The sequence below is a fragment of the Melittangium boletus DSM 14713 genome, from assembly GCF_002305855.1.
GTDB classification, from domain to species: domain Bacteria; phylum Myxococcota; class Myxococcia; order Myxococcales; family Myxococcaceae; genus Cystobacter; species Cystobacter boletus.
Genome location: NZ_CP022163.1, coordinates 2,031,018 through 2,052,318, shown reverse-complemented (window position 1 = coordinate 2,052,318; position 21,301 = coordinate 2,031,018). Strand labels below are relative to the sequence as shown.

General features: G+C 68.1%; 4 protein-coding genes. All 4 read left to right on the top strand.

Features of this window, described 5'->3' with window-relative positions; translation table 11 throughout:
* Window positions 1-342 precede the first annotated feature (342 nt).
* From MEBOL_RS08520 to MEBOL_RS08505, 4 genes are read left to right on the top strand one after another with little or no spacing between them, the layout of a single operon-like run.
* The gene (locus MEBOL_RS08520) at window positions 343-2,523 is read left to right on the top strand and encodes an acyl carrier protein (protein ID WP_245919564.1); all 2,181 of its coding nucleotides are present in this window, start codon (window positions 343-345) and stop codon (window positions 2,521-2,523) included.
* Window positions 2,523-6,809 (top strand): type I polyketide synthase, encoded by a 4,287-nt coding sequence (locus MEBOL_RS08515; protein ID WP_179956399.1) that lies wholly within the window; start codon window positions 2,523-2,525, stop codon window positions 6,807-6,809. Before MEBOL_RS08520 ends, MEBOL_RS08515 begins: the two co-directional genes overlap by 1 nt.
* Window positions 6,806-15,742 (top strand): hybrid non-ribosomal peptide synthetase/type I polyketide synthase, encoded by an 8,937-nt coding sequence (locus MEBOL_RS08510; protein WP_095976945.1) that lies wholly within the window; start codon window positions 6,806-6,808, stop codon window positions 15,740-15,742. Before MEBOL_RS08515 ends, MEBOL_RS08510 begins: the two co-directional genes overlap by 4 nt.
* Before the next feature lie 9 nt (window positions 15,743-15,751).
* Window positions 15,752-21,301: a type I polyketide synthase gene (locus MEBOL_RS08505; RefSeq protein ID WP_095976944.1), complete on the top strand. Its 5,550-nt coding sequence runs from the start codon at window positions 15,752-15,754 to the stop codon at window positions 21,299-21,301.

The following is a 21,301-nucleotide window of genomic DNA, read 5'->3' as shown; positions in this document are numbered from 1 at the left end:
GCTTGGACCGTCAAGAACTCCCACGTCAAGTCTTCGGTGTCACGAAACCGATGCAGGGCGGATCTTTTCGTCCTCATCAGAACAGTGATGGCTTCTTGAGTTCTAATAAACTGACGCACGTTTGGTGCGAGCTGAATGAGATGGCCTCCAATCACCATTCCGGTCGGAAATGGACTGAGGTCTTATGGCGGAATGAAAAAGTTTACATTTACAAGGGTTTCCTTGACTCGCTTGAAGCGCGGACTCTAGGTTGGCCGGGTTTTGAACAGTCATCCGAGCCAGAATCGTCCGCGTCGGGCGGGATCCGCGAGATACGAGCCAATCGCTGTTGTCGGTCTCGGGTTGCGGTTTCCCGGCGCGGAAGGCCCCCGTGAGCTGTGGAAATTGTTGTGTAATGCAACCGATGCGACCGGAGACATTCCTTCCAGCCGCTGGGACATGGCGTCGCTGCACGATTCCGCCGCGGATCGCCCCGGGAAGATTCGCAACCGCCGCGCGGGGTTGATCCAGGGCGTGGAGACGGCGGATCCCCATGCGTTCCGCTTGCCGAAGCGGGAGCTGCGGCAGATGGATCCCCAGCATCGCGTGTTGCTCGAGTGCGCCTGGCACGCCCTGGAGGACGCGGGCATTCCCTTCGACTCCCTGCGTGGCAGCCGGACGGGTGTCTTCATGGGCGTCAATTTCAACGACTTCCAGAAGATGCTCTCCCGGGACTGGAACACCCTCGACGGATACGCCCTGCTCGGCACGACGGCGTCCTTCGCGGCGAACCGCATTTCCTATGCGTTCGATCTCCGGGGCCCCAGCTCCTGCTCGAGCGTGGGTTGTGTTTCCTCGACGGTCGCCCTGCACGACGCCTGCCGGAGCCTCGCCCTGGGCGAGGTGGAGCTGGCACTCGCGGGCGGCGTGGATCTCATGCTCTCGCCCGACAGCAGCATCATGCTGTCGCAGGCGGGGGTGTTTTCCGTGAAGGGGCAGTGCCGCACGTTGGCCGCGGACGCGGACGGCTACATCCGCGGCGAGGGCGCTGGGGTGGTCGTGCTCAAGCCCTTGTCCCAGGTGGATGCGAGTGATCGCGTCTACGCGGTCATTCGTGGCAGTGCCGTCAATCACAACGGCCGGAATGAATGGATCATGGCCACCAGCGCCTCGGCGCAGGAAGAGGTCATCCTCCAGGCCTGTGAGCAGGGCGGGGTGGAGGCCGCCAGCCTCGACTATGTCGAGCTTCACGGCTCGGCCTTCTCGAAGGGGGATGAGGCCGAGGCCATCGCCATCGGAGCCGCCTTCGGCAAGCAGCGGCCCGTCGATTGCCGGCTCGGCGCCGTCAGCAACAACCTGGGCTATCTGGGAGCCGCGGGCGGCATCGCGCAGCTCATCAAGGTGTGTCTGTCCCTGTATCACCGCACCCTTCCTCCGACGATCCACGTGGATGTTCCCAATCCGAACATCCCGTTCAAGGAACTCGGATTGCGGATCCAGTCGACCCTGGAGGCCTGGCCCGAGCGGGGCCCCGGACAGCCTCGGCGGGCCGGTGTCGTGACGACTTCGCTGGGGGGCACCAATACCTTCGTGGTCCTGGAGGCCGCACCCGATGCGATTGCCCCGGAGGCGTCCGCTTCCCGGACGGAAAGCCAGCTCCTGGTGCTCTCGGCGCTCACGACCGAGGCGCTTCGCCAGCGGGCACTCCAACTGAAGGACTTCCTCTCCGGTACGGCTTCTCCGGAGTCCCTGGACGACCTCTGCTTCACGGCCGCTTTCAAACGCGAGCATCACCGTCATCGCGCGGCGGTGATCGCCAAGGGACGGGATGGGCTGGTGCGACTCCTGGGCGCGCTCGTGGAGTCCTCCGGGCAGTCTCTCTTGATGGAGGAGGGCTCGCCTCCCGAGCTCATCGAGGCCGCGCGGGTCTATGCCGACGGTGGGGTGCTGTCCCGGGACTCCTTCCCCGTGGCCAACGGGCGTTGCGTGGACCTGCCCCTCTATCCCTTCCAGCGGCAACGCCTGTGGCCGGAATGGCTGTCACCCGAAGTGGTCTCCCGTTCTCCTTCGGCCGCGCCCGCGAGCGCTCCCACCGCGCCTCCTCCTCAGGTGGATGGCTTCCAGTCGCTCCAGGATGTGCCCGTGAGCCAGCGTGAGTCCCGGGTGGTGGAGTTGTTGCGCGGACAGGTCGCGGAAGTGCTGGGCCTGGAGTCCGCCGGGTTCGAGCTCCAGGACAGGACCTTCTTCGAGTTGGGGATGAACTCCGTGGGCATCACCCTGTTGAAGGAGCGCATCTCACGAACCCTCGGCGTCACGCTGCCGACGCTGAGCTTTTTCGAGCACCCGCGGCCCGAGCCGTTGGCGAAGTTGATCCTGACCCGGTTGGAGTCGCGGACAGAGGTCAGGCGGGAAGAAGAACAGTTGGCGCGAGAGACCGCGCGGGATGAACAGGCGCTGGTCGAGCACATCGCCGGGTTGTCCGAGGACCAAGCCCGCGAGCTCCTCGCCCGGAAGCTGGCGGAACTCAATATCGAGGTCGAGTGATGAGTCGAAACGAAGGTTCCGCGCCGGAGCTGACCCCCCTTCAGCAGGCCCTGCTCACGATCGAGAAGCTGCAGCGGAAGCTCGCCGCTGGCGCTCGGCCGGAGGAAGACACCATCGCCATCATCGGCATGGGCTGCCGGTTTCCCGGAGGCGCGACGAGCCCCTCCCGGTTCCGGGACCTGCTGTGGGGTGCTGGCGATGGCGTGAGGGATATTCCCGCCGACCGGCAGGCGCTCCAGGGGCTCTACGATCCCGACCCGTCCCGGCCCGGGAAGATGTCCATGCGCCGCGCGGCCTTCGTCGACGGCGTGGAGCGGTTCGACGCCGAGTTCTTCCGGATCTCCCGGCGGGAAGCCGAGGGGATGGATCCTCAGCAGCGCTTCTTCCTGGAGGTCAGCTGGGAGGCCCTGGAGGACGCGGGCATTCCACCGCACCGGTTGTTGGGCTCGCGCACCGGCGTCTTCGCCGGAGTGCACGCCAAGGACTACGCGTTCCTCGCCAACGGAGGGCTGGAGAAGGTCGGCCCCCACTACTCCACCGGCGTTGACGCGAGCTATGTCGCCGGGCGGCTCTCGTATCTGCTCGGGCTCGAGGGGCCCAGCATGGCCGTGGACACGGCCTGCTCCTCCTCGCTGGCCGCGGTGCACCTGGCGTGTCAGAGCCTGCGGACGCAGGAGTCGACGTTGGCCATCGCGGGAGGCGTGAAGCTCATCCTCTCGCCCCACCTGAGCGTGTTCCTGTCCAAGGCGGGAGCGCTCTCCCCGTCCAGCCGTTGCCGCGCGTTCGATGGCGCCGCGGATGGCATGGTGCAGGGCGAGGGTTGTGGCGTGGTCATCCTGAAGCGGTACCGGGATGCCGTGCGCGATGGAGACCGGATCCACGCCGTCATCCGCGCCACGGCGATGAACCACGACGGCGCCAGTGGCGGCCTCACGGTACCGAACGTCCGGGCCCAGGAGTCGTTGTACCGGCTCGCCCTGCAGCGTGCTGGTATCGAGCCGGGGCAGGTGGACTACCTGGAGGCCCATGGCACGGGCACCCGGTTGGGAGACCCCATCGAGTTGGAGGGCGTGTCGCGCGTCTATGGCGCCTCGCGGCCCAAGGAGCAGCCGTTGTGGATGGGCTCCGTCAAGCCGAACATCGGCCACACGGAGGCCGCGGCGGGTGTCGCGGGGCTCATCAAGGCCGTGCTGGTGCTCCAGTCCGCCGAGGCACCGCCCTCCCTTCACTTCGAGAACCCGAATCCGGAGTTCGCCTGGGAGGGCTCGGGAATCGCCGTTCCCCAGAAGCGCACGCCGCTCGCGGACAAGGCCCGGCCGCACCGTGTCGCCGTGAGTTCCTTCGGGATGAGCGGCGTGAATGCCCATGCGCTCGTCGAGTCCCACCAGGACAAGGCGGCGCCTCAACCGGATGCCGGACCGTATCTGTTGCCATTGTCGGCGCGCGGCGAGCCCGCCCTGCGTGAGTTGGCCGCGGCGTATCTGAATGAGCTCTCGGACCGCCCCACGGCGAATCTTCGGGAAGTCTGCTTCACCGCGGGCGCGGGACGCTCGCCTCAGGAACACCGTCTGGCGCTCGTTGCTCGGACGCGGGACGAGCTGCTCGCGTTGCTTCGCGATGCCGTCAACGGCCGTGAGGGTCAAGGGCTCATCCGGGGACAGGCCAGGACAGCGGGAGAGCGGGACGCGATCTTCGTCTTCGGCGATGACGCATCCGGTGTGGGCGAGCGCGTGCGCGGCCTGCTGGAGCGGGATGCGTCCTTCCGCGCCCAGTTCCAGCGTCTGGAGGGGACGTTCCGCCAGGTGGCGGGAGGGTCGGCGCTCGAGAAGGGAACGGGGAGTGAAGCAGGGCCGCGTGAGGCCGTGCTCCTGTGCCTCTTCCAGATCGCCCTGGCGGAGCAGTGGCGGTCGTACGGCATCGAGCCCGCCGCCGTCGCGGGCCAGGGGACGGGAGAGGTCTCCGCGGGGGTCATCGCGGGAGTTCTGACGGTGGAGGAGGCGATCCAACTCGTCCTCCAGCGCCCCGAGGCGCGGCCGGCTCATGCCCAGCCCGCGAGATGCGCGTTCTTCTCCAGCGCCGATGCGGCGTGGGTCGAGCCGGGTGCCACGCCGGGAGCCCAACATTGGGAGAAGCTGCGTGCGTCGGGGACCCGCCCAGGGCTGGCGGCCAGTCACCTGTTGGCACGCAAGGCGTCCACCATCCTGGTGTTCGCGGCCGAGCTGGAATCCGAGGTGCTCGTCCTGCGTGCCGATTCCAAGGGGGATGATGCCGGGCTCGGACTCCTGGGCACCGCCGCGCGGCTCTACTGCGCGGGGTTCTCGCTCCGGTTCGACATCCTCTATCCCCAGGCGAAGAAGACGGCCCTTCCCACCTACCCGTGGCAACACGAACGGTACTGGTGGGATGGCGAGCAGGGCGCGGCGAAGGTGACTCCCACCGTGGCGCTGCCCGTCGTGGCGGAGGGTGGCAAGGAGGACACGGCGGCCCTGGACGCGCTGTTCTGCTCGCTCTCGTGGTCCGCTCGCGAGGAGAATGCCGCCGAGCCGGTCCGGCTCGACGGAACGTGGCTCGTCGCGGGCGCCGATGCGAAGGCGACGGGGGAACTCCAGGAGGCATTGGCCTCGGCGGGGGGCTCGGCGATCGAGGTCGACCTGTCCGGCCCGGAGTCCTTCACCCGCCAGTTGGGTGAGTTGTCCTCGGCGGGGCGTGAGCCGCGGGGCGTCGTCTTCGTGGCGCGCACCGGGCATCCCGACACCTCGGACGGACTGCATGGAATGGTTCGCGACGATGCCGTCGCCGTGACGTCGATCGTGCGCGCCCTGGCCCGCCAGGCGGCCTCCACGCTTCCCCGCCTCTACCTCGTGACCCGGGGTGCTCAGCTCATCAACGGGGAGACGGGGACGGTGTCGCTCGCGGGCGCGCCGCTCTGGGGTCTCGGACGCGTCATCGTGTACGAGCATCCGGAGTTGCGCTGCAAGCGGATCGATGCCGATCCCTCGGCCGGCCCGGAATCCCTGCGTCAACTCGTCGCCGAACTTGGCCGCGAGCAGGGCGCCACCGGGGATGAGGACGAGATCGCCCTGCGCGGAGGCAAGCGGCTGGCTCCCTCGCTCATCCAGGGGCGCCAGACGAAGGAGGCCTCGGGCTCCTTCCGCCCCAGGCAGGATCGCACGTATCTGATCACCGGCGGACTGGGGGGCATCGGGCTTCGTCTCGCCTCCTGGCTGGTGGCTCGGGGCGCGCGACACCTCGCGGTGTGTGGACGCTCGGGAGAGACGGCGGAGAACCGTCAGACGCTGGAGACGCTGCGGGCGGCGGGCGCGCGAGTCGAGGCCTTCCGCGTCGACGTGAGCCGTCCAGACTCGGTCTCGGGCATGCTCGAGCACATCCGGCGGGGAGACGCACCCCTGGGGGGCATCTTCCACTGCGCTGGTGTGCTGGCGGATGGCTCGCTGCTGCAACTGGATCCGCGGAGCTTCGACACCGTGCTGGGTCCGAAGGTGGATGGTGCCTGGAACCTCCACACGCTCGCCACGGATGCCTCGCTCGAGCAGTTCGTTCTCTTCTCCTCCACCGCCTCGCTGGTCGGGTCGGCCGGACAGGCGAATTACGCCACGGCGAACGCCTTCCTCGATGCGCTGGCGCACCTGCGTCGCGCTCGGGGCCTGCCCGCGATCAGCCTCAATTGGGGAAGCTGGGGAGAGGTTGGCATGGCCGCCGTGGACGCGCGTCGCGGGGAGCGGCTCGCGGAGCGCGGCATGGAGCCCATGTCCGTTGATGATGCCCTCGCGGCGATGGGCGTCGCGCTCGCCGACGGGCCCGTCACCCAGGGCCTCGCGCGTTTCAACGCGGAGCGGTGGGTCGCCAGTCATCCGTCTGTGGCGACGTCCTCGTTGTTCCGGGCGAAGCTCGACAGCGAGCCGGAGAGCGCCACGGACAAGGCGTCACGCAAGCTGCGTGAGGTCCTGCTCTCCCTCGAGGGACCCGCCCGGCGCGTCGTATTGGATTCGCGCCTCAAGCAGATGGTCTCCGAGGTGAGCCGGATTCCCTCCGAGCGCATCTCCTCCACGGACACATTCGACGCACTGGGGTTCGACTCCATCATGGCCCTCGAGATGAGGGATCTGGTGACGGGGGAACTCGAGATCAACGTGCCGCTCAAGCGGTTCGTGGATGCCTATTCCATCGAGCAGGTCACCGCGGAGCTTCTGGAGAAGCTCGCCGTGGCCAGCGTGCTCGGCGCTTCCTCGTCGGAGCGCACTGAATCGAAAAGGGTCTTGCTATGAAGTTGGGAGAACTCATCCAGGCGCTCGCTCTGCACGGCATCAAGCTGTCGGTGGAGGGAGGCAGTCTGGCCGTCGATGCGCCCTCGGGCGAGATCCCGCCGGACCTGCGCGCGCAGCTCGTGGCGAACAAGGCGGAGCTGCTGGCCCTGCTGTCCGAGCAACACGCGCCGGGCGCGGACAACCCGTCGCAGGTCGTTGCCAGGCCCGAGGAGCGGTTCGAACCGTTCCCCATGAGCGAGATCCAGCAGGCCTACAGCGTGGGCCGTCAGGCGGATATCGAGCTGAACGCGGCGATGCACGCGTACAACGAGATCGACTGCCACTCGTTGGATGTGGCGCGTTTCGAGCAGGCCTGGAATCAGGTCATCGCCCGCCACGAGATGTTGCGCGCGGTGGCGCTCCCCGGCTTCCACCAGCGCATCCTGGCCACTGTTCCGTACTACCGGGTTCCGGTCGAGGACCTGCGTGGACGCGATCCCCAGGAGCTGGAAGCGCGGTTCGATGCGATTCGCGAGCGGCTGGCCCAACAGGTGCTCCCACTCGATCAGTGGCCCCTGTTCGAGCTGCGCGTGTGCCTGCTCGATGAAGGCCGGTCGCGTCTCTTCATGAGCATCGATGGCACCTTCGTCGATGGTTACAGCTTCCAGATCCTCTACCGGGAGCTGGTGCACTACTACCGCAACCCCGGTTCGCACCCGTCCCCCGCTCGGCTCGAGCTGTCCTTCCGGGACTACGCGCTGACCATCCAGAATTCCCGCGGAGCGCGCTATGAGCGGGCGCTCGCGTACTGGCGGTCGCGTCTGCCCAACCTGCCGCCGGCGCCGGACCTGCCGCTCGAGCGTGATCCAGGGTCGCTGCGGCGTCCCCGGTTCCGCCGCTGGTTCGAGCGCCTGGATGTCGACTTGTGGCAGCGTCTCAAGCAGCGGGCGCGCGCGCGGCGTCTGTCCGAGCCGGAACTCCTGCTGGCGGCGTATGCCGAGGTCATCGCCCGCTGGAGCCGCAGCCCTCGCTTCACCATCAACGTTCCGCACTTCAATCGCCTGCCGATCCACCCGCAGGTCAACGAGATCATCGGCACCTTCGCCAGCTTCACCCTGATCGAGGTGGAGCATCGCGCCGAGCGGAGCTTCGCCGAACGGGCCCTGGCCATCCGCGATCAACTCCTGCTCGCGCTCGAGCACCGCGATGTGAGCGGTGTCGACTTGTTGCGTGAGTTGTTCCGGGCCCAGGGCCGCATCTCCGGTGCGCTCATGCCCGTCGTGATGACGAGCTTCGCCTCCCATGGGAAGAGCAAGGACTCGCACTGGGTGGACTTCCTGGCGCAGGAGTTCGGCGAGCTCATCGAAGCGCTCACGCAGACGCCCCAGGTGTGGATCGACCTGCAGATCGTCTACCAGAAGGGAGGCGTCTTCTTGAACTGGGACGTGGCCGAGGAGCTGTTCCCGCCCGGGATGCTCCAGGACATGTTCTCCAGCTTCTGCGCGTTGCTGCGCCGTCTGGCCGAGGACGAGAGCGCCTGGGATCAGCAGGGTCTGGACACCTTGCCTTCGTCACAGCGCGAGCTGCTCGCCCGGGTCAACGACACGGCCCGTCCGCTGAGCGGAGCGCTGCTGCACTCGGGCTTCTTCAAGAACGCCGCCGAGCGGCCGGATGCGCTCGCGGTGGCCTCGTCGGGCGTCGAGTTGAGCTATGGCGAGCTGTCCCGGCGCGCCAGCCGGCTCGGGCACGCGCTGCGTGAGCGGGGCGCCGCGCCCAACCACATCGTCGCCGTGGTGATGGAGAAGGGGTGGGAGCAGGTCGTGGCCACGTTGGGCGTCCTGAGTTCAGGGGCCGCCTACCTGCCCATCGACGTGGGTCTTCCCCTGGAGCGCCGCTTCTTCATGATGGAGAACGGTGGCGCGAAGCTGGTGGTGACGCAGCCGAAGTTCGCCGAGCAATCCTGGCCCGAAGGCGTCCAGGTGCTGGTCGTCACCCCCGAGGCCTTCAGCGAGTACAGCGATCAACCGCTGTCTCCCGTGCAGGGTCCGGACGATCTCGCGCACATCCTGTACACCTCGGGTTCCACGGGCCTGCCCAACGGGGTGATGCTCAGCCACGCGGGAATGGTCAACGGGGTGGAGTGGACGAACCGGAAGTTCGGTGTGGGCTCGGATGACCGGCTCATCGCCTTGAGCGCGCTCCACCACGACTTCTCCGTCTACGACATCTTCGGAACGCTGAGCGCGGGCGGCGCCCTGGTGATTCCGGATGCCTCCAAGCGCCGGGATCCCTCGCACTGGGCCGAGCTCATGGCCCGCTACGGAATCTCCATCTGGAGCACCGTGCCGGCGATGATGGAGATGCTGTTGACGTACCTCGAAGGAGGCAACGTCAAGCTCGCCTGCCCGTTGCGGCTCGTGATGCTCGGCGGAGATTGGATCGCCGTCACCATGCCCGCGCGGCTCAGGGCCCGCTTCAGCGGCGCGAAGGTGATCAGCGTCGGCGGTCCCACCGAGACCTCGTTGTGGAACATCTCCCATCCGGTCGCGGAAGAGGACGAGCGCCGCCGCAGCATTCCGTACGGCAAGCCCATCGCCAACACCCGCTACTACGTCCTCGACGATCAACTCAACGAGCGGCCCATCTGGGTGCCGGGTGAGTTGTGCTGCGCCGGCATCGGCGTGGCCAAGGGCTATATCGGCGCGGGCGCGGGCTCGAAGAAGTTCACCACCCATCCGCGCACGGGCGAGCGCATCTACCGCACGGGTGACCTCGGGCGCTACCTGCCCGACGGCACCATCGAGTTCCTGGGCCGCGTCGACTTCCAGCTCTCCATCCGGGGCCAGCGCATCGAGCCGGGCGAGATTGAAACCGCCCTGCTGCGCGAGCCGAGCATCAGCGCGGCCGTGGTGAGCGCCGTCGGCGAGCATCACGAGAAGCGGCTGGTCGCGTATGTCGTTCCCTCGGATGCGAAGCGGGGCGTCGACACCCGGCGCGTTCGCGAGTTCCTGGCCAGCAAGTTGCCGGAGCACATGGTGCCGGCGACCTACGTCGTGCTGGAGGCCCTGCCGCTGACCCGCAACGCCAAGGTGGATCGCAAGGCGTTGCCGCACCCGGACTCGGTCGCCTCGTCGAAACAGAGCGCGGCCCCCGCACCGGCGGCCGCCGCCAGCGCGGGTCAACAGGCACGGGCGTTCGCGGCTTCCCTGACCAAGGTGGTCGGAGAGGTGCTGGGCGTGCCGGAGGTCCCTCCGGACCGGAACTTCTTCGAGCTCGGTGCCAACTCCGTTCACCTGGTCAAGCTGCACCTGCGGCTCAAGGAGGAGCTGGGCGCCGCGGTCTCCATCGTCGACCTGTTTGGCAACCCGACCGTCAGTGCGCTCTCCCAGTTCCTGGGGGAGAAGGGCGCGGAGCAGAAGCCCGAGCCCGTCAGCGAGTCCCGTGAGGCGGCCACGCCCCAGCAGGACTCCCAGGACATCGCCATCATCGGCATGAGTGGCCGCTTCCCGGGAGCCGCGACGCTCGACGACTTCTGGAACAACCTCGTGAAGGGCGTGGAGTCGATCAGCTCCTTCACGGATGAGGAGCTGTTGGCCGCTGGCGTGAGCCCCACCGCGTTCCGGGATCCCCGCTACATCCGGGCCTCGGCGGTGATGGAGGGCCACGATCAGTTCGACGCCGACTTCTTCTCCATGACGCCGCGTGAGGCGCGCGCCCTGGATCCCCAGCAGCGGGTGTTCCTGGAGTGCGCCTGGGAAGCGCTCGAGCACGCGGGCTATCCGCCCAAGGGTGGCAACGCCATCGTCGGCGTCTACGCCGGCAAGAGCGTCAGCCACTACCGCTACCCCTATCCAGACCTGACCCGGCCCATCAACTTCTTCCAGGAGCTGGTGTCCCAGGACAAGGACTTCCTGGCCACGCAGACCGCCTACAAGCTCGACCTGCGCGGACCGGGCCTCAACCTGCAGACGGCCTGCTCGACGTCGCTCGTCTCCGTGTCGGTGGCGTGCGATGCGCTGCTCAGCGGTCAGTGCGACATGGCCTTGGCGGGTGGCGTGGCGATCAAGGTCCCCCATCGCGTGGGCTACCTCTTCGAGGAGGGCAGCGTCTTCTCGGGAGATGGTCACTGCCGGCCCTTTGACTCCAGGGCCAGTGGCACCATTCCCGGAAGTGGCGCGGGCGTCGTGGTGCTCAAGCGCTTGAGCCAGGCACTCGCCGATGGCGATCGCGTCCTCGCGGTCATCAAGGGCGCGGCCATCAACAACGACGGCAATCGGAAGGTCGGCTTCATGGCGCCGGGCCTCGAGGGCCAGACCGACGTGCTCCGACGGGCATACCGGCGGGCGGGCGTGGAGCCCCGGACGGTCTCGTATGTGGAGGCGCATGGAACGGGGACGGCGATCGGAGATCCCCTCGAGATCGCCGCGCTGACCCAGGTCTTCGGTTCGGGAGCTGGGGCTCGCTCCTGCGGAATCGGCTCGGTGAAGAGCAACATCGGCCACCTCGACAGCGCGGCGGGAATCGCCTCGCTCATCAAGGTCGTGCTGGCGTTTCAGCACCGCACGCTTCCGCCTTCCCTCCACTTCGAGCAGCCCAACCCGCGCATCGACTTCCAGAGCGGCCCCTTCTACGTGGTGGGTGAGGCCAGTCCCTGGACCGTGGAAAACGGGCCCCGCCGCGCGGGCATCAGCTCCTTTGGAATCGGCGGTACCAACGCCCACCTCGTGCTGGAAGAGGCGCCCGTGCGCGTGGAGCCTCCGGTGAGCGAGCAGCGGGTGGAGCGCACCCGCCATGTCTTGACGCTCTCGGCGCGCAGCGAGGCGGCGCTGCGGCAACTCGCGGGCCGTTACCGGGACCATCTCGAGCGCCATGAGGAATCGCTCGGGGACGTGTGCTTCTCGTCGAACACCGGCCGAGTCGCCTTCGAACACCGGCTCGCCTTGGTTGGATCGGATCGCCAGCGGATGATTGATCTGCTCGGCGCGGTGGAGCGTGAGGAGTCGCCTCCTGGGCTCCTTCGGGGCACCACGGATCCGGCGCGGTCTCCGAAGCTCGCCTTCCTGTTCTCCGGCCAGGGTTCCCAGTACGTCGGAGTCGCGCGCGACCTCTACCAGACGCACCCGGGCTTCCGCCGGCGCCTCGACTCCTTCGATGAACTGCTGCGCGAGTACTGGGATCGTTCCCTGCTCTCCGTGCTCTACCCGCGCGAGGGCGAGGCCTCTCCGATCGATCAGATCGAATACGCCCAACCGGTCATCTTCGTGATCGAGTACGCACTGGCCGAGTTGTGGATGTCCTGGGGCATCCAGCCCGACGTCCTGCTGGGCCACAGCACGGGTGAGATCGCGGCCGCCAGTATCGCGGGAGTGTTCAGCCCCGAGGACGGCCTGAAGCTCGCGGTCCACCGGGGCCGGCTGATGGCCCAGAAGATGCCCGTGGGCGCCAACATCGCGGTTTCCGCGAGCGCGGCGCAGTTGGAAGAGCTCCTGCCGGCGGGCAAATGGAGGAGCGACATCGCGGCGGTCAACGCGCCGGACAACGTGGTCGTCTCCGGTTACCCCGAGGAGATCGAGGAGATCTCCCGGATGTTGGAGGGCAAGGGCTTCAAGGTGAAGCGGCTGAACATCCCGCGCGCCGCTCACTCGGCCATGGTCGAGACGATCCTGCCCGAGTTCCGCTCCATCATCTCCTCCATCACCTACAGGCCGCCCTCGCTGCCCATGCTCTCGGGCATGACGGGCGAGCCCGTGTCGGACGAGCTCGCCTCTCCGGATTACTGGTGCACCCAGTTGCGCAAGGCGGTGCGCTTCGAGAAGGGCGTGGAGACGATGTACCGCGAGGGCACCCGGCTGTTCGTCGAGATCGGCCCGAAGGCGACCTTGCTTGGCATGGCGGCGCGGAGTCTGCCCGAGGGCGAGTGCGCGTGGCTGCCAAGCTTGCGGACGGATGACGGCGGTTGGCAGCAGATGCTCGAGAGCCTCTCGGCGTTGTTCGTTCGGGGTCTCCAGGTGGATTGGAAGGCCTTCGAGACCGGCTACACGCGGCGCAAGGTGGTGCTGCCGACCTATGCCTTCCAACACCAGCGGTACTGGGAAGAGGGCGCCGGATTGCAGCGCCCCAATGGCGTGAGCAGTGCGCGGCCGTCGGGGGACGAGCATCCCTTGCTCGGACAGCGGATGAAGCTGGCGGTCCTTGGCTCCGGAGAGTGGCTGTTCCGCACGACGCTTGGGCCCTCGGCGCCGGGCTTCCTGGATCAGCATCGCGTCTTCGGCACGCCCATGCTGCCGGGCACCGCCTACGTCGAAATGGCGTTGGCCGCGGGAGCCCAGTTGTTGGGAACGAAGGACCTGGGCCTGACGAACCTGTCACTCCTGGGCGCGATGACCTTCCCGGGAGAATCCGAGCGCGAGGTGCAGTGCGCGGTGAGCCGGACGGAGGAGGGGGGCGCGACGGTGCGCATCTTCAGCCGCCCCGTGGAGGGCACGGACGGCGAGTGGACGCTGCACGCCAGCGGAGCCCTGTCCACGACGCGCGAAAGTGAGCGGCCGACCGCGGAGCGTGAGCCCGAGTCGTTGCTGCAAGGCGCGCCGTCCTCGCTTCCGGTGGAGGAGTACTACCAGCGGGCGAAGGAAGGCGGCGTCGACTTCGGTCCCGCCTTCCGGGGCATCACGCAGCTCCGCCAGACGGGCAATCAGGTCCTGGCGCGCATCGAGAAGCCGGCGGAACTCGGGCACGTGGGTGCCTATGTCGCGCATCCCGCCCTGCTGGATGCCTGTCTGCAGGTGGTGGGCGGCGCCTATCCGGATACGGGCGTCACGGAACTCTACGTGCCGGCCCTCATCGAGGACCTCGTGGTGACCGGGGAACTGGACGACGGGGTGTGGAGCCACGCGGTGGTGCGGCCGCTCGACGCGGCTCGCAAGCGCCTGCGCGCCGACATCCGCATCTTCGGACGCGACGGATCGCCTCGGGCCCGGGTTCGCGGATTGGAACTCCAGCGCACGAGCCTGGAGGTGTTGAACGCGGCGGTCACCGACTCGATGGATGATTGGCTCTACGAGCGCCGGTGGGAGCCGATGCCCCTCAAGGAGGCAGACGCCAGCGCGCCGGGACGGGACAACGGGCCGTGCCTGATTCTCGCGGACCGCGGTGGGCTTGGACGCCAGCTGGCGGACGCGCTCGCCCGTGACGGACGCTCGTGTGTTCTCGCCTTCCGAGGCCAGTCGTTCCGCCGGATCGACGAGACGAGCTTCGAGGTTCCCGCGGAGCCCGCGGCGCTCGCCGAGGCCTTGGGATCGCTGGCGCTTCCTGGCCCGCTGTCGGACGCCATCCTGCTGTGGGGGCTCGAGGGTCCCACGGCGGATGACCTGGTGGATGGAAAGAGGCTGGGCGAGTCGAACCTGTTGGGCGCCGGAGCCGGACTGGGGCTCTTGCAATACCTGATCAAACAGGGCCACTCCCGAGGCGTGTGGCTGGTCACCCGCGGAGCACAACCCGTGGAGCCCGGGCAGCCGTTGCCAGGGGTTGCCCAATCCCTGCTCTGGGGCATGGCGCGCCCATTGCCCATCGAGTCGTCCGAGCTGGATTGCCGATGCGTCGATCTCGATCCCCGGGTCGCGGTGAACACCCAGGTCGAATCACTTGCGCGGGAAATCCGCCGTCGCGCCGAGGCGACCGACGATCAGGTGGCCTTCCGGGGGGGCCGTTACGTGGCCCGGCTCCGCAGAACCGACTCGCGTCAGCTCACTCCCATGTCGGGGGCGCGTGAGGACCTCTTCCATCCGGATCGCAGCTACCTCGTGGTGGGAGGTCTCGGCCGGTTGGGATTGTTGACGGCGGGCTTCCTGGCGCACCGGGGGGCTCGCAACATCATCCTGACCGGTCGCGGTCCCGCGGGGGCCGCCGCGTCCACGCGGATGGAGCGCTTGCGTGAACTGGGCGCCCGGGTCGAGTACCGCCGGGTGGACATCGCGGAGGATGAACAGCTCGTGGCGCTGCTGGCGGAGATCGAGCGGGACTTCCCGCCCCTCGCGGGCGTCTTCCATTCGGCCGGTTGGCTCGATGACGGCGTGGTGCGGCAGCTGAGCTGGGACCGGTTCGAGTCGGTGTTGCGGCCCAAGGTCCAGGGCGCGTGGAACCTGCACCTGCGGACCGCGGGTCTTCGGCTCGATCACTTCGTGCTGTTCTCGTCGGTGGCTTCGTTGGTGGGCTCCGCGGGTCAGGCGAACCACTGCGCGGCAACGGCCTTCCTGGATGCGCTGGCGCACCACCGTCGTGCCCAGGGCTTGCCGGGCCTGAGCATCAACTGGGGGGTGTGGGCGGGAGACGCGGGCGCTCAGGTGGATGTCAGCGAGCAGGCCCGTTCCCCTGGCTTCGGACTCATTCCGAAGCAGCAGGGACTCCGGGCCTTGGAACTCCTGCTCCAGGGACAAGCCACCCAGGTGGGTGTGGCCGTGATCGACTGGGCGGCGTCCGGGGCGGGACGGCCCACGCCCTACCTGGCCGACCTGAGGGAGAAGGCGGCGGGTGGACGGACCGTGGAGCGCGGGTTGTTCATGACGAAGTTGGTGGAAGCTCCAGTCGCTCGCCGTCAGAAGTTGTTGATGGATTACCTGAACGAGCAGCTGGCCTGGATGCGCGGCATGAGTGCCAGCGAGCAGATCGATCCCACGCGGGGGTTCCACGAGCTGGGAATCGACTCCCTGGCGTCGTTGCAGCTCAAGAACCGGCTGCAGAGTGGGCTGGGCGTGTCCTTGCCCGCCACCCTCGTCTTCAACTACCCGACGCTCGAGAAGCTCGCGGAGCAGCTCATGTCCGCGTTCATTCCCCTGGAGTTCGTCACGGAGGACGCTGCCCAGACGGCTCCGAGTGAGCAGCTCATCAATCCCATGGAAGGTCTGTCGGACAATCATCTCGCCAACATGCTCGCCGAGCAGCTGTCGAAGATGAGCTAGGAGCGAGCCATGTCAGCGCCTGGAAGCGATACGAACTACGGGGACTTGATGAAGCGTGCCCTCCTGAAGCTCCAGGAGGCGCAGGCGAAGCTCGATGCTCATGAGCGGGAGCGGCACGAGGGCATCGCCATCGTCGGCATCGGATGCAGATTCCCGGGCGGGGCCGTCGACCCCGCCGGGTTCTGGCGCGTGCTCTCCGAGGGGACGGACACCATCACCGAGGTCCCCTCCGATCGGTGGAACGTGGACAGCCTCTTCCACCCGGATCCGGATCAACCCGGGAAGATCTACACGCGTCATGCGGGCTTCCTGCGGGACATCGATCAGTTCGCGCCGCGCTTCTTCGGCATCTCGCCGCGAGAGGCTTCCCGGATGGATCCCCAGCACCGGCTCCTGTTGGAGGTCGCGTGGGAGGCCATGGAGCGCTCCGGACGGAGCCCGCCCGCGCTGAGTGGTTCGCGCACGGGTGTGTTCATCGGGATGATGGGGCAGGACTACACCCAGATCGCCACGCAGTCCCCGGAAGTCATCGATGCGCACACGGGCGCGGGCAACAGCGCGAGTGTCGCCGCGGGCCGCCTGTCCTTCACCTTCGGCTTCCAGGGCCCCAGTCTCACGCTGGACACGGCTTGCTCCTCGTCACTCGTGGCCGTCCACCTGGCGATTCGCAGCCTGCGTCAGCGGGAGAGCGATTACGCGCTCGCGGGCGGCGTGAATCTCCTGCTGTCTCCCGTCGCGACGCTGATCGAGTCGCGCACCCGCATGCTCTCACCGGATGGGCGCTGCAAGACCTTCGATGCCTCGGCCAACGGGATCGCCAGAGGTGAGGGCTGTGGACTCATCTTCCTGCGGCGCCTCTCCGATGCCATCAAGGACGGAGATCCCATCATCGCGGTGCTTCGTGGCTCCGCGGTCAACCAGGATGGCCGGACGAGTGGACTGACCGTCCCCAACGGACTGGCCCAGCAGAACGTCATCCGGGACGCGTTGCGCGATGCCCAAGTGGAAGCGTCCCAGGTGGGCTACGTCGAGGCACACGGAACGGGAACGTCGCTCGGAGATCCCATCGAGCTGGAAGCACTCGCCTCCATCTACGGGGACAGGCGTACCCGGAAGCATCCGTTGATGGTCGGCTCGGTGAAGACGAACCTGGGCCACCTCGAGGGCGCGGCGGGAATCTCGGGGTTGATCAAGTCGGCCCTGTGTCTGGCGAACGAGGAAGTCGTCCCGCACCTCCATCTGAAGACGCCCACGCCCCACGTGGATTGGAGTCAGCTCTTCGTGGAGATTCCGACCTCGCGGACGCGATGGAGCGGTGCGGAGCCTCGCTTCGCGGCCGTGAGTTCGTTCGGTTTCTCGGGGACGAACGCCCACGTCATCCTCGAGTCGGCACCGCGCCCACAGCCGGTCTCCCGGGAGGTGGAGCGCCCGCTTCACGTGTTGGCGCTCTCGGCCCGCTCGGGTGACAGCTTGCGCCGGCTCGCGGGCTCGCTCGCGGACGAGCTGTCCGGCGCGAGGAAGGATGCGCTCGCGGAGGTCTGCCACACGGTGAACGTCGGGCGCAGCGCGCTGGAGGAGCGCGCGGCTTTCGTGGCGCCGACCTCCGAGGACATGGCGGCCCTGCTGCGGGGTTTCAGCAACGAGGAAGCCCTCTCTCCCAGCACGAGCGTGCGAGGACGGCGGGACGCCGAGGCGCCGCGCATCGCGTTCTTGTTCACGGGCCAGGGCGCCCAGTACGTGGGCATGGGCCGGGAACTGTTCGAGACGCAGCCCGGCTTCCGCCGCGACATCCTGCGCTACCAGGAAATCCTCAAGCCCTATCTCGACAGGCCTCTGACCGAGGTGCTCTTCCAGGAAGACCCCAGCGGCGCCTTGAACGAGACGCGCTACACCCAACCCGCCCTGGTGGCGCTCGAACTCGCCCTGGCCGGTCTGCTGCGTTCCTGGGGACTGCGAGCCGATGCCGTCCTCGGCCACAGCGTGGGTGAGTATTCGGCGGCGATCTTCGCGGGGGCCCTGGAACCCGAGGCGGGCCTGCCGCTGGTCGCGGAGCGCGCGCGGCTGATGCAGGCGTTGCCGGAGCGGGGCGCGATGCTCGCCGTGTTCGCCGACGAGACGCGCGTGGTCCAAGCGCTCGCCGGCCATCCCCGGGTGACCCTGGCGGCCATCAATGGTCCGCGCAGTACGGTGATCTCCGGAGAAGAGGCCTCGATCGACGCCATCGCCCAGGCGCTGACGGCCTCGGGCATCGAGAACCGGCGCCTCAATGTCTCGCACGCGTTCCACTCGCCGCTGATGCAGCCGATGGTGGCGGAGTTCGAGCGGGTGGCCGGGCGCGTGCGATTCCAGAAGCCACGGATCGATCTCATCTCCAACCTCGACGGGACGGAGGTGGGGGAGGACACCCTGCGGCCGGACTATTGGTCCCGTCATGTGCTCCAACCGGTCCGTTTCGCCGAGGGAGTCCAGGCGCTCGTGCGCCGGGGCGTGCGCGTCTTCCTCGAAATCGGTCCGAAGCCTGTCTTGTCGAACCTCGCGCGGGATGTCGTGGCCAGCGAGGAGTCGTTGTGGTTGGAGACGCTGCACCCGCGCCGCTCGGACTGGGCGGGTCTGCTCCGCTCCCTGGCGGGGTTGTATACACAAGGCGTTGGAGTGGATTGGGAGCGCTTCGATGGGGATTACGGCCGGAGGCGGATCGCCTTGCCGACCTATCCCTTCGAGCGCCAGCGCTACTGGCTGGACACTCCCGCTCCCTGGCTCCTGCCCACCCGGCGTGCCTCGGCCCACCCTCTCCTGGGCGCTCGCCTGGACTCCGCCGCGCTGCGCGAGGGCACCACGGTCTTTTCCAGCGAGTTCACGGCCGCCGCCACGCCCTTCCTGAGCGACCACCGCGTGTATGGCAGGGCCGTGGCTCCCGCCGCTGCCTACGTGGAGATGGTGGCCACGGCGGCGGCGGGGGTCCTCGGCACGGAAGCCTTGTCGCTGGAGGACGTCTCCTTCCACCAACCCTTGATCCTGCCGGAGCAGCAGTCGCGGATCGTCCAGACGATCCTGGAGAACCAGGGGGAAGCGGGCCTGTCGTGCACGGTGGTGAGCAAGGGCGACGAGCGGGATGATGGAAGTGGCGCACGGACTCCCTGGACGACCCACATGACGTGCCGGGTCTCGGCGCTGAGCGCTCCGCCGCCCACGGTCGAGCGCGAGGCCTGGCGGCGCGCTTGCCCCGAGCCCGTGTCCATCGAGGCGCTTTCCTCGGCGATTCGCGAGCACGGACTGGATTACGGGCCGTCCCTCCAGGTCATGTCGTCGCTCCACCAGGGGTCAGGCTCCGCGCTCTCGCTCTGTCATGTGGAGCCGGGCACGCGGTACCGCGTCCATCCGGCCCTGTTCGACGCATGCCTCCGGACGGGGGCCGCGATCCTGCCGCTGACGCCCGACGACACGCTCCACCTGCCGGTGGGAATCCAGAAGCTCGACCTGTACCGGCCACTGCCGGAGGGCATCTGGACCCACGCCGTCCAGCGCGCCGCGCGGGGCTCGGACAGGGGTCCCATCACGGACATGACCTTGTGCGCCGAGGATGGCTCGGTGGTGGCTTCTCTCTCGGGGCTCTCGGTGCTGAAGGCGGAGCGGGAAGCATTGCGGATCGGTTCCGATCACGACTTCCTGGATTGGTTGTACCGGCTCACCTGGACCGCCCATCCGGCCACGCATGCTCCGCGTCTGGAGAGCCAACCCTGGCTCCTCTTCGCCGATGCGGAGGCGTTTGGCGCCAGGGTCGAGGAAGCGCTCACGAAGCGAGGGGAGCGCTGCATCCGGGTGCGCAAGGGGCGCGAGTTCACCAGTGGCCCGGACGGCATCCAGTTGGATCCTTCCTCTCCCGAGCACTTCACGCGTCTGATGGCCCAATTCGAGAGCGGGCCTCCCGGTGGGTTGCTGTACCTGTGGGGCCTCGACGAGCGTCCCGACGCCGCGCTCTCCCTGGCCGACCTCTCCGAGGCGCAGGTCTCGGGTTGCCTGGGAGCGTTGCACCTGACCCAGGCGGTGGAGCGGCTCCCGTGGTCCTCCAAGCCCCGGCTGGTGCTCGTCACCCGGGGAACCCAGCATCTGCCCTCCGATACCCAGGAGCCGCGCGTGGCCCAGGCGCCGTTGTGGGGCTTCGGCCAGGCGGTGGCGACCGAGCTGCCTCATCTGCGCTGCCTGCGCGTCGATCTGGACGCGGAGCCGAACCTGGGTGCGTTCCTGCGCGCGCTCGCCCTTCCCGAGAGCGAGACGCAGGTGGCCGTGCGTGGGGAGTCCCTGTACACCGCGCGGCTGGAGCGGGCCCGGCCTCGTGCGAATCCCGCGAAGAGCGTGGAGATCTCCTCGGAGGCCTCCTATCTCGTCACGGGTGGCCTGGGAGGACTCGGGCTCCGGCTCGCCGATTGGCTGGCGGAGCGGGGTGCCCGGCACCTCGTGCTGATGGGGCGGAGCGCGCCGTCGCCGGAAGCCCAGACGCGGCTCACCGCGTTGGAGGCGCGGGGCATCCATGTTCGGGTGGCGCTCGCGGATGTCGCCTCGCACGAGGCGGTGGAGCGGGTTCTCTCGGAGGGGCGGAATGAGCCCCCCCTGCGAGGCATCTTCCACTCCGCGGGTGTGCTGCGCGATGGCACCCTCGACAATCAGACCGCCGAGCGGTTCCGCGAGGTGTTGGCTCCCAAGGTTCAGGGCGCGTGGAACCTGCACACGCTCAGCGCGGGGCTGGATCTGGACTTCTTCGTCTGCTTCTCCTCGGTCGCCTCGCTGTTGGGCAACCCGGGCCAGTCCAACTACGTCGCCGCGAATGCCTTCCTCGATGCCCTGGCGCACTTGCGGCACGTTCAGGGGGAGCCCGCGCTGTCGATCAACTGGGGCTCCTGGGCGGAGGTGGGCATGGCGTCGCGGCTCGCGCGGGCGGACTCGAGCCGTCCAGGGGCGCGGGGCTTTGGCTCCATCCCGGTCGAGCAGGGATTCCGGGTCCTCGGGCGGCTCCTGGAAGGCGCGCCCGCGCAGATGGGCGTCTGCCCCATCGACTGGCCTCGCCTGTCGGAGCAACTGCCCTCGCTGGCGCGTCAGGCGCTCGTCCAGGATTTCGTTGGCGCGGCGCCCGCCCGGACGGCGACTTCGGCCTTCCGTCAGCAGTGGGACGCGGCCCCGATGAACCGGCGGAAGGAATTGCTGGCGCAGCACGTGGAGGAGCAGATCGCCGCCACGCTGGGCCTATCGAAGTCGGAGCGGATCGGCGCGGACGAGCGGCTGTTCGAGCTGGGGATCGATTCGTTGTTGGCGGTCGAGATCAAGAACCGGCTCTCGACCAGCCTCGGCAAGAGCCTGCGCACGACGTTGCTCTTCGACTTCCCCACGTTGAATGGACTCGTCGAGCACCTGGCCGGGGAGTTGGGCCTCGTCACGGACGCGCCCAAGCCCGACGACGGCGAGCGGCAGGAGCGCGAAGCCCTCACCGCGGGCATCCAGAAATTGTCGGAGCAGGAACTGACCTCATTGATTGACCAGGAGCTGGAGAGCGCGCTCTCCAGCTGA

Excerpts from the sequence above, each read along its gene's own strand:
- MEBOL_RS08515 (WP_179956399.1), top strand. The coding sequence starts at position 2,523 with ATGAGTCGAAACGAAGGTTCCGCGCCGGAGCTGACCCCCCTTCAGCAG.
- MEBOL_RS08510 (WP_095976945.1), top strand. The coding sequence starts at position 6,806 with ATGAAGTTGGGAGAACTCATCCAGGCGCTCGCTCTGCACGGCATCAAG.
- MEBOL_RS08505 (WP_095976944.1), top strand. The coding sequence starts at position 15,752 with ATGTCAGCGCCTGGAAGCGATACGAACTACGGGGACTTGATGAAGCGT.